Here is a 14,204-nt window from a genome sequence, read left to right as displayed (position 1 = left end):
GCTTTATTCATCAACATGGCTAATAAAACAGATCATAAACAAAATGCTATTTTCCCTACGCTTGAAAGTATCTACGAAGCTGCTGAACGCCTTCGTGGCGTAGCTGTTCATACTCCACTTACCGAAAACATTGTTCTTTCTGAACGTTATGATGCTAATATTTTTCTAAAGAGAGAAGATTTACAAATTGTTCGCTCTTATAAAATTAGGGGAGCTTATAATAAAATGACTAGACTTTCTACGGAAGAATTGGCGAAAGGAGTAGTTTGTGCTTCTGCGGGAAATCATGCACAAGGCATGGCTTATGCTTGCCATAAAATGAAAGTAAAAGGCACGATTTTTATGCCTACAACTACACCAAATCAGAAAATCAAACAAGTAAAAATGTTTGGGAAAGATGATATTGAAGTAATGCTAGTTGGCGATACTTACGATGATGCGTCAAATGCTGCCAAGCAATATTGCGAAGAACATAATGCTACTTACGTTCATCCTTTTGATGATATGGACGTGATTACTGGTCAGGCGACTGTTGGGCTAGAAATCTTTAAAGATTCGGATGTTAAGATAGATTATATCATTTTGGCGATTGGTGGTGGTGGCGTTTCGGCTGGTGTTTCTACGGTTTTCAAGCAACTTTCCCCACATACAAAAATCATCGGTGTTGAACCTGCTGGTGCAGCTTCAATGAAAGCAAGTCTTGAGGCTGGTCATGTAATTGAATTAGAAACCATTGATAAATTTGTAGATGGTGCAGCCGTTAAACGTGTTGGTGAAAAAACTTTCAATATTTGTAAAGAAACACTGGATAATATTATTCTCGTTCCAGAAGGTAAAGTATGTACAACTATTTTAGAATTGTATAACGAATCTGCGATTGTAGCCGAACCTGCAGGAGCTTTAACCATTGCAGCTTTGGATTTTATGAAAGAGGAAATCAAAGGAAAAAATGTAGTTTGTTTGGTTTCTGGTGGAAATAATGACATTACTCGTACCGAAGAAATCAAAGAACGCTCACTCCTTTATGAAGGACTAAAACATTACTTTATCATTCGTTTCCCACAAAGAGCAGGTGCCTTGAAGAATTTTTTAAATAATGTACTGGGCGAAGAAGATGACATTACTTTATTTGAATATCAGAAAAAAACAAACCGAGAATCTGGTCCAGTATTGTTAGGAATCGAACTGAAACATAAAGAAGACTATGAACCATTACTAGAAAGAATGGTCGAACAAAATATCGTCTATCAAAAATTGAATGAACAGCCCGATTTATTTTCGGTGTTGGTATAAAACAAAAAGGTATCAGCCAACACTGATACCTTTTATTTTAATTCACAAACTTTTAAACCTTAACTTCTTTAAACCTACTTTTCTCTGCTTTAGAAACACTTAATATCAATTCAGCAACAAGACCAGTCCAACCAGTTTGGTGGGCAGCTCCTAGCCCTTTCCCAGTATCACCGTCAAAGTATTCATTAAAAAGAATCAAATCTTTAAAGTGTGGGTCACTCTGCATTTTTTCGTATTTCTCATACATTGGGCGCCTTCCTTCACTGTTTTCAGTAAATAGGTTTATCAAACGCTCAGAAATACTTATTGCTGCTTCTTTGATACTCACCATATTGCCCGAATTAGTAGGATATTCTACTTCGTAATCATTTCCATAATATTCTTGGAACTTCATTAGCGAATCAATCAATAAGAAATTCATTGGGAACCAAATTGGTCCACGCCAGTTTGAATTTCCTCCAAACATACTACCCGTTGATTCTGCTGGCGTATAATCTACTCTGAGTACATCACCATTTACTCTAAACTGATAAGGATTTTCTAAATGATATTTTGAAAGGGAACGAATACCAAAATCAGAAAGAAATTCTGTTTCGTCAAACATTCTTTTCATAATCATTTTCATACGGTGCCCTCTCAGGATTGCTAATAATCTACTTTCACCTTTTCCAGATTCATACCAACGGGAAATCAAACTTGCTAAGTCGGGTCTATTTGCTAAAACCCATTCTACTCTACGACGGAAATCTGGTAACTTTTCAAGCATTTCAGGATTCAAGACTTCCACCGCAAAAAGAGGAATCAAACCAACCATCGACCTGATTTTCAATAACATACTATTATTGTTCGGTAAATGAAGCATATCATAGTAAAACTGATCTTCTTCATCCCAAAGACTAATTTCATCTCCTCCAAGCGATTGCATCGCTCCTGCAATATGCAAAAAGTGTTCGAAGAATTTTGACGCCATATCTTGATAAACAGGGCGTTCCAAAGCAATTTCTACGGCAATTCGTAACATATTCAAGCTGTACATCGCCATCCAACCAGTACCGTCTGCTTGTTCCAAACGTCCACCTGTAGGTAAAGTAGCCGAACGGTCGAATACTCCGATATTATCCATACCAAGGAAACCTCCACCAAAAATATTATTTCCTCCTTCATCTTTTAGGTTTACCCACCAAGTAAAGTTTAGTAATAATTTATGGAAGATTTTTTCAAGAAAGGCAATATCTCCTTTGCCATTCATTTCTTTGTCAATCTCATACACCTTCCAAGTTGCCCAAGCATGCACTGGCGGGTTCACATCCGAAAACGACCATTCATAAGCAGGAATTTGTCCGTTCGGGTGCATATAATATTCACGAAGTACTACAGCTAATTGACGTTTTGCAAAATCAGGGTCAACCCTAGCCAATGGCAAAGTATGAAAAGCTAAATCCCAAGCTGCAAACCAAGGATATTCCCATTTATCAGGCATCGACAAAATATTGGCAGAATACATGTGTCGCCAGCCTGCATTTCGTCCATATTTTCTATATTCCGAAGGCTTAGGCATGGCAGGATCGCCTTTTATCCATTCGTTGATATTGTAATAATACCATTGTTTCGTCCAGAGCATTCCTGCATAAGCTTGTCGCTGAATTTTTAACAATTCAGGATTTTCTACTCCTTGTTGTACTTCTTCATAAAACTGATTTCCTTCACGAATACGTTTATCCATCGTATCTTCAAAACCACCAAATGGTTCAAGGATAGAATGGTCAACTAAACGAAGTCTAACGGTATAGCTATCTCCTCCTTTAATCGTTTTCGTATAACGTGCAGCAGCTTTTGTACCAATATTATTCGGGTTTACAGCCGTCTTTTTATCGTTGACGATATAGTCATTGATACCATCTTTGCAATATGGCGAAGCATTTCCTACTTTATAAAGACGCTCAAAATTAGTTTCGTTTTCACAAAAGAGTAATTCTTGAGCATTTTCACAGTACAACTTATAATGACCAATATTTTTATTGTCAATGTCGATGGCTTTCTTCGCCACCCCAGTCATCATTGGTTTGTACTTATAGTTTTCGTAACCCCAACTCCAAGTATTTCTAAACCAAACTGTTGGTAAAATAGTAAGTGGTGCTGCCTTTTTACTTCTGTTATGAGCCGTTATTTTAATTAAAATATCCTGCTCGTCTGCTTTAGAATACTCTATAAAAATATCGAAGTACTCATTATTATCAAAAACGCCTGTATCAAGGATTTCATATTCAGGCTCTAAACGAGAACGCTTTCTACTTTCTGAAACCAATTGATCATAAGGATATGAATTAATTGGATACTTATAGAGCATTTTCATGTAGGAGTGCGTCGGGGTAGAGTCAAGGTAATAATATAATTCCTTTACATCTTCTCCGTGATTAGACTCACTACCAGTTAAACCAAAAAGGCGTTCTTTTAGAATATGATCGTTATGATTCCAAAAAGCCAAAGCAAAACAAATATGAGACTTGTTGTCTGAAATACCAGCAATCCCTTCTTCGCCCCAACGATAAGCAATTGAGCGAGCCATATCATGTGTCACCGAATTCCAAGCATCCTGATTGGCTGAGTAATCTTCTCTAACTGTACCCCATTGCCGCTCTGAGAGATAAGGCCCCCACTTTTTCCATCCCTTGTTATCTTTGCGAGTATTCAATCGCAACTTCTCCGCACTTATACTTTTACTCATACCTTTTTATATAAATGGTTATCAATATTTCTAATAATATTTTACTATTTTATTTACATTTTTAATAAATAAAATACCAAACAATGCAAAGTATTGCAATATTTTATTCAAGAGATGCACTTGTATGCAATAATACCTCCAAATTTAAAAAAAACACCCAAACCTTTATCATAATAGCCTTGCTAAATAGCTTAAAATGCAACTTTTAGAGTAATTATACTTAAATAAAGCCAATCAATCATCATTAAAAGGTTAATTTTCTTATTATTTATTTTGTGATTTACCCTCAATAATACCCGAAAATAGCCCGAAAAGTTACTATTGGTAAATCTTGTAAGACCCAACAATGGATTGCTTCATTTACAGTGCATTTTTCCGCATGATAGTACAGGACGGTTTAAGATACGGAGAATTCTAGTTTTGCTAAACATTAATTATTATATTTTTTATAAAAAAATGGCAACCAAGACATTCAAATACGTAAGCTATCTTTGGGACGAAGCCAAAGCTGCTGAACTAGCAGGCGACGAAGTAGCTTTATTCATTTATCGCTCAAACCTCTTAGGAGCGGATCTCCGTTTAACAAATTATGGCGGTGGAAACACTTCTGTTAAAATCGTAGATAAAGACCCATTAACGGGAAATCAAACTGATGTGATGTGGATTAAGGGTTCTGGTGGTGACATCGGTACTTTGAAAAAATCAGGTTGCGCAGCTTTATATGTTGACAGACTTCGTGCTTTAGAAAACGTGTACCGTGGCATCGAATTTGAAGATGAAATGGTAGAATTATTCAACCACTGTATTTTCGATTTAGCTTCTAAAGCTCCTTCTATTGATACTCCTCTTCACGGATTTTTACCGTTTGCTCATATCGACCACTTGCACCCAGATGCAGCCATTGCCATCGCAGCAGCAAAAGACGGTAAGCAAATTACAGAAGAATTATTCAACGGTGAAATTGGCTGGGTAGGCTGGCAACGTCCGGGTTTCGACTTGGGTCTTCAATTACGTGAATGTTTAGAAGAAGCGGCTTCTCGTGGTATCAAATTAAAAGGTATCATGTTAGGTTCTCATGGTTTGTTTACTTGGGGCGATACTTCTTTCGATTCTTATATTAATACTTTAGAAGTAATCGAAAAATGTGCTGAATATTTAGAAGCAAATTATGGTAAAAAAGCTCCAGTTTTCGGCGGACAAAAAATTGAAAGTCTTCCAGAAGCTGACCGTAAAAAACAAGCAGCTTCAATTGCTCCAATCTTGCGTGGTTTCTGTTCTTCGTATCGTAATATGATTGGGCATTTCACGGATGATGCTCGTGTGTTGGAATTTACCAATTCAAACGATTTAGCAAAATTAGCACCACTTGGTACTTCTTGTCCCGACCACTTCTTACGTACTAAAATCTCTCCTTTAGTTCTTGAATTAGAGCCAAATGAAGATTTGACAGACGTTGCAGCAATCAAAGCAAAATTAGAACCTGCTTTTGAAGCTTACCGTGCAATGTACACAGAGTACTACAATACTTGCAAAAGAGATAATTCGCCAGCTATGCGTGACCCTAACCCTGTTGTAATTCTTTATCCAGGCGTAGGAATGTTTACTTTCTCGAAAGATAAAACAACAGCACGTTTAGCTTCTGAATATTATGTAAATGCAGTGAATGTAATGAAAGGTGCTGAAGCAGTTTCTGAATATACTTCATTACCACGTCAGGAAGCATTTGATATTGAATATTGGTTGTTGGAAGAAGCGAAATTGCAACGTATGCCAAAACCTAAAGCACTTTCTGGTAGAATCGCTTTAATCACTGGTTCGGCTGGTGGTATTGGTAAGGCAATCGCTAAGAAATTTGCAGAAGAAGGGGCTTGCGTAGTAATCAACGACATCAATCAAGAACGTTTAGACGGAGCAAAAGCTGAGTTCGTAAGTAAATTCGGTAAAGACGCTGTTTCTTCTACTTTATTGAATGTTACAGATGCCGCTTCAATCGCTTTGGCTTTTGATGACGCCGCTTTAGCTTTCGGTGGTGTTGACATCGTAGTAAACAATGCAGGTATCAGTATTTCAAAATCTATCGCTGAACATTCTATCGAAGAATGGGATAGATTATATGATATTTTAGTAAAAGGACAATTCTTGGTTTCACAAGTAGGTGTGGCGATGATGCGTAAACAAAATTTAGGTGGCGACATCGTAAATATTGTTTCTAAAAATGCCGTAGTTGCTGGTCCGAACAATCCGGGTTATGGTTCTGCCAAAGCAGCTCAAGCACATTTAACTCGTTTGATGGCGGCTGAATTAGGCGGAGATAAAATCAGAGTAAACACCGTAAATCCAGATGCAGTAATTTCAGATTCAAACATCTGGGCAGGCGGATGGGCTGAGGGTCGTGCGAAAGCTTACGGAATCACAGTTGCTGAATTACCAGCTTACTATGCAAAACGTACTTTATTGAACGAAATCATTCTTCCAGACGATATTGCTAATGCTTGCTTTGCATTTGTAGGTGGTTTATTGAGTAAATCAACTGGAAATGCCTTGAACGTAGATGGCGGTGTAGCAATGGGCTTTTATCGTTAAAATTTATATAGATATGAGTTATTAATTATGAATTATGCGAATGAAAAAGGAAACTTGAAACATTTCATAATTAATAATTCATAACTCATAATTCAACTTTTTCTTTTCTCTCCAATGCAACTCGAAAAATATAAAATCCAATCACATAACGAAGATGTACTTGCGGGACATCAACGTAAATTAGCATACACACTTTCGGAAGTAGAAAATGCTGAGAATATCATCCAAAAATTAGTTGATTTCCAAATCGCAATTCCTTCTTGGGCTTTAGGTACAGGCGGAACTCGTTTCGGTCGTTTTTCAGGCGGCGGAGAGCCAAGAAGTTTGGAAGAAAAAATTGAAGATGTAGGTTTACTTCATTCATTAAACCAAGCAAGTGGTGCTATTTCTTTACACATTCCTTGGGACATTCCTCAGAATGCTCAGGCAATTAAAGTATTGGCGGCACAACATGGTTTGAAATTCGATGCAGTAAATTCGAATACTTTTCAAGACCAAGCAAATCAAGAATATTCTTATAAATTCGGTTCGCTTCAAAATGTTAACAAAGCCATTCGTAAACAAGCGATTGACCATAACATTGAAGTAATCAAACAAGGAATTGAATTGGGTTCTGAATCGCTAACGGTTTGGTTGTCTGATGGTTCTTGTTTTCCAGGTCAATTAAATTTCCGTAAAGCTTACCAAAATACTTTGGAAAGTTTAGAGGAAATCTACGCAGCTTTGCCTGATAACTGGAAGTTGTTCTTAGAATATAAATGTGCTGAACCTAATTTTTATTCAACTACGGTTGGTGATTGGGGACAGTCATATTCTTACGTTAAAAAATTAGGTGATAAAGCCTTTACTTTGGTTGATTTAGGTCACCATTTGCCAAATGCTAATATCGAACAAATTGTTTCATTACTATTAATGGAAGGCAAATTGGGTGGTTTCCACTTCAACGATTCGAAATATGGTGATGACGATTTAACGGCAGGTGCTTTAAAACCATACCAATTGTTCTTAATCTTCAATGAATTAGTAGAAGGAATGGATGCAAGAGGAATGAATCATGCCACAGATTTAGGTTGGATGATTGATGCTTCGCACAACGTAAAAGACCCATTAGAAGATTTATTGCAATCAGTTGAAGCTATTATGACTGCTTACGCTCAGGCATTGTCGGTGGATAAAAAAGCTTTAGAAATTGCTCAAGAAGAAAACGATGTAGTACGTTGTCAGGAAATTTTGCAAAATGCTTTCCGTACTGACGTTCGTGCGTTGGTAGCAGAGGCTCGCCTTCGTGCTGGTGGTGCATTGAATCCGATTGCCTTGTACCGCAACTTGAAAGTTAGAGAAAATTTGATTCAAGAAAGAGGCTTGAAAGCCGTTTCTACTGGGCTTTAATGTTATATGGCAAATAAAACTTCTGTCATTGCGATTTTTGACATTGGCAAAACCAATAAAAAACTGTTTCTCTTTGATGAACAGTATAAAATTGTTTTAGAAAAATCAACCCAATTCGACGAAACCAAAGACGAAGATGGAGATAATTGTGAAGATTTAGACCTCCTCAACTCATGGGTAACCAAAACGTTTGAGGAGGTACTAAGCCTTCCTGATTTTACTATAAAAGCATTAAACTTCTCTACTTATGGAGCAAGTTTTGTTCATCTTAATGCTGATGGCGAAGCTATTGCACCTTTGTATAATTATTTAAAAACGTATCCAGAAAATCTAAAAAAGCAGTTTTACGATACTTATGATGGCGAACAGAAATTTTCACAAATTTCGGCTTCACCAGTATTAGGGAATTTGAATTCTGGAATGGTTTTGTATCGTTTGAAATACGAAAAGCCTGAATTATTCGCTAAAATCAAGTATTCGCTTCATTTGCCACAGTACTTAAATTTCTTATTTACAGGAAATTATTATTCAGATATTACAAGTATTGGTTGTCACACAAACCTTTGGGATTTTACCCAAAATACTTACCACAGATGGGTACATGAAGAAGGCGTGGACGAAAAATTAGCACCAATTTTTCCTTCTAACCAAGTTCAGCAGAAAAGTATTGGCGAACATGAATTACAAGTAGGCATAGGTTTACACGACAGTTCGGCAGCTTTGATTCCTTACTTGGCAAGTTTTACAGAACCTTTTATTTTACTTTCAACGGGTACTTGGTGTATAAGTCTGAATCCTTTCAATCATATTCCACTGAGTGCTGAAGAATTGCAATACGATTGTCTATCGTACATGCACTATGAAGGTAAGCCCGTAAAAGCGTCAAGATTATTTGCAGGATACGAACACGAGCAACAAACCAAACGTTTGGCTTCGCATTTTAATTTAGCAAACGATTATTACAAAACAGTAAAATGTGATGATGGACTTTTACAAGTATTAAGAGAAAGTCAATTACATGGTGATGACGACCATTTGCGAGAAGCAAAACGTCCACCATTGCAAGAATCACTTTTTGGAAGTAGAGATTTAACAGTTTTCAACAATTACGAAGAAGCTTATCACCAATTAATTATCGACATAGTTGCTCAACAATTAATTGCTACGGAATTGGTCTTGAATAATTCGCCTGTGAAAAAACTGTTTGTAGATGGAGGTTTTGGGAAGAACGAAATTTTTATGAAACTTTTGGCAATGGCATTTCCTACTTTAGAAGTTTATGCGGCATCGGTAGCACAAGCCACTTCATTGGGAGCTGCACTTTCAATTCATAAGTATTGGACTAACAAAGCTTTACCTGAAAACTTAATTGAATTAAAACATTATCAACTTGAAGCTTAATCATTAAGCCACATATAGCATTTTCAAGAAGCGAGCATCCAAAAAATGCTCGTTTTTCGTTTTATGGCAAAAAAAAGTGATTAAACGTATTTGGGGCGTTTAATCACTCAGCTCTGTTAAAAGCACAATTCAACCACGAATTGATTATTATGTCACAAAATTAGTATAAATACTCATAACACAATAAGTATTTGTACTTATTTTTAAAAATAATTTTGACCCATGATTTCATCGTTAAATTGTAATAACACATAAGTACTTGTAAATTGCATTCGCATTGAATTCAAACAAAAAGCTAAATGATTGTTTGACAAACAATTATAATTAACATGAGTGTTTTAAAAAAATTAGCGAGCGAAACAGCTTCTTATGGCATAAGTACTATTTTGGGTAGATCACTAAATTTTCTATTGGTGATTGTTCATACAGCGGCTTTTTTGCCAAAAGAGCTTAACGTTAATGTAAAGCTTTATGCCTACGTAGCCATTGCCAATATTATTTATACTTATGGCATGGAAACAGCCTTTTTCCGTTTTGCCGCTGACGATAAAGCCAAGTATTACAATATCATTCAATCTGCCATTATTGTTAGTAGCTGTATTTTTTCTGGAATACTCATTATTTTTTCAACACCCATTATTACTGCATTAGGGTTTCCGGGCAAAGAAATTTTCTTGATTTGGATTTCACTCATTGTAGCAATTGATGCCATTACTGCCATCCCATTTGCTCGTTTAAGATTAGAAAAACAAACCAAAAAGTTTGTCAAAGCCAAAATATTCAATATTCTGGTAAACGTTTTGCTAAACGTTATTTTCTTGTTAGGATTCAAAAAAATTGCCGAAGGAGATTATTTACTTTTCTTACAACCATTGGCTCAGAAACTATATTTACCAAGTGTTGGGGCTGGCTATATTTTCTTAGCAAACCTACTTGCTAATGCCTGCTTTTTTTACTTTTTAAGAGCAGAATTCAAAGACTTCAAATTTCAGTTTGATAAAGCCGTTTTTAAAAACTTATTGATTTACGCTTATCCAATCATGGTGATGGGCTTGGCAAGTACATTTAATTTAATGTTTGATAGAATTTTATTAGAAAGATTACTTCCCGAAGGTTTTTACCCAAATCGTACTTCTCAAGAAGCACTTGGCATTTATGGCAACGTTTATAAACTTTCCATTTTTATGGCTTTGGCTACACAAGCTTTTCGTTACGCTGCCGAACCATTTTTCTTGGCAAAAGCAGAAGATAAAAATTCGCCAGAAACATTGGCTGATGTTACAAAATGGTTTCTAATTACTTGTGTATTTATTTGGCTTGGCGTGTGTTTGAATCTTGATATTCTGAAAGTTCTTTTTCTTAGAAAACCAATTTATTGGGAAGGAATGAAAGTAGTACCAATTTTACTTTTGGCAAATCTTTTCTTAGGTGTTTATTACAATATTTCTGTTTGGTTCAAACTGAACAAAAAAACCTATTTTGGTACAAGAATCACTTTTGCGGGTTTAGCCATTACCATTCTTTTCAACTTTATTCTGATACCCAAAATGGGTTATATGGGCTGTGCGGTCGCTTTTTTAATTTCATGCTTTTCGATGACAGCCCTGTGTTATTACTTCGGTCAAAAGTATTATCCAGTGCCTTATAAAATTTTCTCTGCATTGGGATATATCATTTCGGCGGGCGTGTTAATTTATTGTACGATGCAAATTCACATCGAAAACTTGTGGATTTCTATCCCCTATCATTTCTTGTTATTGTGTTTATACACTGCAAGTGTTGTTTTGATTGAGCGCAAGACAATTATTCCACTGAAAGTCAGAGATAAGTATGCTTTTTTAAGATAAAAACATAAACTTTTCGAGTAAATTATAGAACTTTGTATTTATATAGAATTAAAGCCAATATTAATTTTAGGCTTTTCAATAATGTATTGTTTTTTTATTTAGATTTTTAATATCTAAAGAGTTTACAGGAAAAATCACAAACAAACGGCATGATAACTGACAATCAAATTCGAAATCAATTTGAGGCCTTAGAAGTAAAACTAAGGAATGTCGTGTTGAGATATAAAGAACTGAAGAATAAACTTGAACAAGCCAATAAAGAAAACGAATCGCTGAAAAATACCTTAGCAGAAACATTAAAAGAAAACCAAGAATTAAATAAAAAATTAAACCAAAGAATAAAAAACTTTAAAAAATCAGATAAAATCAGTAAGATTGCAGTAAACAATCTAAATAGTACAGGCAATAATGCCGAATTGAAAGAAAAACTTGACCAATATATCTTAGAAATAGACAAGTGTATTAGTCAACTTAGTAAATAACAAAGTTTCAAAAATCAATCGTTTAATAGTTCATAGTCTCATTAACTAAATAACTGAAAACTTTTAATTTAAAACTTGAATATAATGGCCGAGAAAGTCCCTTGTAATATAGTCGTTGCCCATGAACCCTTCAATCTATCTGTTGGTAGAGAAGAAGAGGAATTCGTTCGCAAGGCTGCTAAGTTGATTAATGAAAAAATGGATTCTTATCGAGAAACGAAAAAGGTTGAATCTCACCAACGTTTGTTAGCAATTGTTGCTTTAGACTTTGTAATGAGTAACCTTAAATTTGGTACCAAACACAGTGATCTTCAAAAATCAGTGATGGGGAAGGTTTCTGAATTGGACAAATTATTAAGTTCTGTTACGGAATGAGTTAATATATTTCTTTATTATTTGTTTAAACGTTTTTGTATAAAATTGAGCGAATTAAATCATCCTTTATAAAATTATTACAAGTAACAGAATACCATAAATTAAACCTTATACATTCTAACGACATGATTTTGACTGGATTCGTTCCCAAAAACAACGCCATACAAATTTCTAGTTTACTTGTTTGATTTATTTTTTGAAATAACATTCTCAATTTTAAATAAGATAATACCAACGTTTATTTTTCTTTTCACATTCAAGGCATCTGTCTGTTTTAGTTCCTTTTTTTCACTCAATAGTTGGTCGGATTGCATTACAAAATGCACGAAAACTATTAACTAAAACGATATAAATAATGCTAACTCCCATCATTGCCGCAGTTGCTTCGCTGATAGCGGGAATATTTGTCGGTAAACTTGCTTTTGCAAAGAATACCCAGAGAATTGAAGAAGAAGCAACTTCCAAAGCTGCAGATATTGTCAAAAATGCTGAATTACAAGCAGAAAACATCAAGAAAGATAGAATCCTAGAAGCCAAAGAAAAGTTTCTAAAACTTCGTTCAGAATTTGAAGATGATTCAAATAAGAAAAAACAGATTTTAGTTCAAAATGAGCAAAAATTAAAGGAGCGTGAGCGTAATATTCAGATTTCTATGGAACAAACCAAGAAGCTGGAATCTGATTTAAATTCACAAAAACAATCGTTGACTTCTAAAGAAGAAAACCTTAGAAAAAAGACTGAAGAGGCTGATAGAAAAAGAATACAAGCTGAAGAAATGTTAGCTTCGCAAGTAACGCAATTAGAGAAAATTGCAAGCTTAACGGCTGAAGAAGCTCGTCAACAATTGATTGATGCTTTGCGTGCTGAGGCTGAAACCAAGGCTTCGTCTATCATTAAAAATACGATTGAAGAAGCGAAACTAACGGCAACAAAAGAAGCAAAAAAAGTAGTTATTGAAACCATTCAAAGAACGGCTGCTGAAAATGCAATTGAAAACTGTGTATCTGTTTTCAACATTGAATCAGACGATGTAAAAGGTAAAATCATTGGTCGTGAAGGTAGAAACATTCGTGCTTTAGAAGCTGCAACGGGTGTAGAATTTATCGTTGACGATACGCCAGAAGCGATTATTATTTCTGGTTTCGATCCAGTTCGTCGTGAAATTGCTCGTTTGTCATTACACCGTTTGGTACAAGATGGTCGTATTCACCCAGCTCGTATTGAAGAAGTAGTAGCAAAAACGAAGAAAAATATTGATGAAGAAATCATCGAAATTGGCGAACGTACTGTGATTGACTTAGGTATTCACGGATTACATCCTGAGTTAATTAAAATGGTTGGTAGAATGCGTTTCCGTTCATCTTATGGACAAAACCTTTTACAACACTCTCGTGAAGTAGCAAAACTTTGTGCAACTATGGCGGCTGAATTAGGCTTGAATGCGAAATTAGCCAAACGTGCTGGTTTATTACACGATATTGGTAAAGTTTGGCATGAAGAAGCTGAATTACCTCACGCTATTTTGGGAATGCAATTGGCTGAAAAGTACAAGGAAAATGTAGAAGTTTGTAATGCAATTGGTGCTCACCATGATGAAATTGAAATGACTTCTATGATTTCGCCAATCATTCAGGTTTGTGATGCCATTTCGGGTTCTCGTCCGGGAGCTAGACGTGAGATGATGGAATCTTATATGCGTCGTTTGAAAGAATTAGAAGAATTAGCAGTAAGCTTCAGTGGAGTTCAGAAATGTTATGCTATTCAAGCGGGTAGAGAGCTGAGAGTATTGGTAGATTCTGAAAATGTTTCTGATGAAAAAGCAAGTATGCTATCTTATGATATTTCTCAGAAAATAGAAAAAGAAATGCAGTATCCAGGGCAAATCAAAGTAACGGTAATTCGTGAAATGAGAGCTGTGAATTATGCGAAGTAATTTTCAAATTAGTTTTAAAAGAGGGATTCAAAATTAGTTTTTGAATCCCTCTTTTTTGGCTTCCCTTTAATCTTGTAAATATTTAATAATCAATATATTACCAATAAAATAACCCCGGGAAAGTGTCAATACTGGCAATTTTCGGGGTTTTTCTGTATTTTGTTTCTGCTAAAAAA

General features: G+C 35.5%; 9 protein-coding genes. 8 read left to right on the top strand and 1 reads right to left on the bottom strand.

From position 1 onward, the window contains the following. Window positions 1–15 precede the first annotated feature (15 nt). Complete coding sequence (ilvA, locus tag VB776_RS01880) at window positions 16–1,293, top strand: threonine ammonia-lyase (protein ID WP_323325477.1); 1,278 nt, start codon at window positions 16–18, stop codon at window positions 1,291–1,293. A 52-nt stretch (window positions 1,294–1,345) separates the two neighbouring features. On the opposite strand, the gene VB776_RS01875 is transcribed toward ilvA, so the two are convergent. Then, window positions 1,346–4,018 (bottom strand): MGH1-like glycoside hydrolase domain-containing protein, encoded by a 2,673-nt coding sequence (locus VB776_RS01875; protein WP_323325475.1) that lies wholly within the window; start codon window positions 4,016–4,018, stop codon window positions 1,346–1,348. A 456-nt stretch (window positions 4,019–4,474) separates the two neighbouring features. Between VB776_RS01875 and VB776_RS01870 the strand changes: the two genes are divergently transcribed. The 7 genes from VB776_RS01870 (at window position 4,475) to rny (ending at window position 14,028) form a co-directional block, all read left to right on the top strand. Further along, a complete protein-coding gene (locus VB776_RS01870) occupies window positions 4,475–6,601 on the top strand; it encodes a bifunctional aldolase/short-chain dehydrogenase (protein ID WP_323325473.1) in 2,127 nt (708 codons plus the stop codon). A 114-nt stretch (window positions 6,602–6,715) separates the two neighbouring features. Next, window positions 6,716–7,990, top strand: a complete 1,275-nt coding sequence (locus tag VB776_RS01865; protein ID WP_323325471.1) for a TIM barrel protein — start codon at window positions 6,716–6,718, stop codon at window positions 7,988–7,990. A gap of 6 nt (window positions 7,991–7,996) precedes the next feature. Further along, window positions 7,997–9,391, top strand: coding sequence for an FGGY-family carbohydrate kinase (locus VB776_RS01860; RefSeq protein WP_323325469.1), 1,395 nt, complete (start codon window positions 7,997–7,999; stop codon window positions 9,389–9,391). A 329-nt stretch (window positions 9,392–9,720) separates the two neighbouring features. Next, window positions 9,721–11,238 carry a lipopolysaccharide biosynthesis protein gene (locus VB776_RS01855; RefSeq protein ID WP_323325467.1) on the top strand — a complete coding sequence of 506 codons (1,518 nt, stop codon included), beginning with the start codon at window positions 9,721–9,723 and terminating at the stop codon, window positions 11,236–11,238. A 149-nt stretch (window positions 11,239–11,387) separates the two neighbouring features. Further along, window positions 11,388–11,720, top strand: coding sequence for a hypothetical protein (locus VB776_RS01850; protein ID WP_323256559.1), 333 nt, complete (start codon window positions 11,388–11,390; stop codon window positions 11,718–11,720). Window positions 11,721–11,804: 84 nt separating this feature from the next. Then, window positions 11,805–12,095, top strand: a complete 291-nt coding sequence (locus tag VB776_RS01845) for a cell division protein ZapA (RefSeq protein ID WP_323325464.1) — start codon at window positions 11,805–11,807, stop codon at window positions 12,093–12,095. 355 nt (window positions 12,096–12,450) lie between these two features. Then, entirely contained in the window at window positions 12,451–14,028 is a 1,578-nt protein-coding gene (gene rny / locus VB776_RS01840) for a ribonuclease Y (protein ID WP_323256563.1), read from the top strand. Window positions 14,029–14,204: the final 176 nt, after the last annotated feature.

The organism is Arcicella gelida (genome assembly GCF_034931025.1).
Lineage (GTDB): Bacteria > Bacteroidota > Bacteroidia > Cytophagales > Spirosomataceae > Arcicella > Arcicella gelida.
Note: the sequence above shows the minus strand (reverse complement) of the source record. Positions and strands in the feature narration are given on the sequence as shown.

Coding starts and splice junctions, on each gene's coding strand:
- ilvA (WP_323325477.1), top strand. CDS start 16: ATGGCTAATAAAACAGATCATAAACAAAATGCTATTTTCCCTACGCTT.
- VB776_RS01875 (WP_323325475.1), bottom strand. CDS start 4,018: ATGAGTAAAAGTATAAGTGCGGAGAAGTTGCGATTGAATACTCGCAAA.
- VB776_RS01870 (WP_323325473.1), top strand. CDS start 4,475: ATGGCAACCAAGACATTCAAATACGTAAGCTATCTTTGGGACGAAGCC.
- VB776_RS01865 (WP_323325471.1), top strand. CDS start 6,716: ATGCAACTCGAAAAATATAAAATCCAATCACATAACGAAGATGTACTT.
- VB776_RS01860 (WP_323325469.1), top strand. CDS start 7,997: ATGGCAAATAAAACTTCTGTCATTGCGATTTTTGACATTGGCAAAACC.
- VB776_RS01855 (WP_323325467.1), top strand. CDS start 9,721: ATGAGTGTTTTAAAAAAATTAGCGAGCGAAACAGCTTCTTATGGCATA.
- VB776_RS01850 (WP_323256559.1), top strand. CDS start 11,388: ATGATAACTGACAATCAAATTCGAAATCAATTTGAGGCCTTAGAAGTA.
- VB776_RS01845 (WP_323325464.1), top strand. CDS start 11,805: ATGGCCGAGAAAGTCCCTTGTAATATAGTCGTTGCCCATGAACCCTTC.
- rny (WP_323256563.1), top strand. CDS start 12,451: ATGCTAACTCCCATCATTGCCGCAGTTGCTTCGCTGATAGCGGGAATA.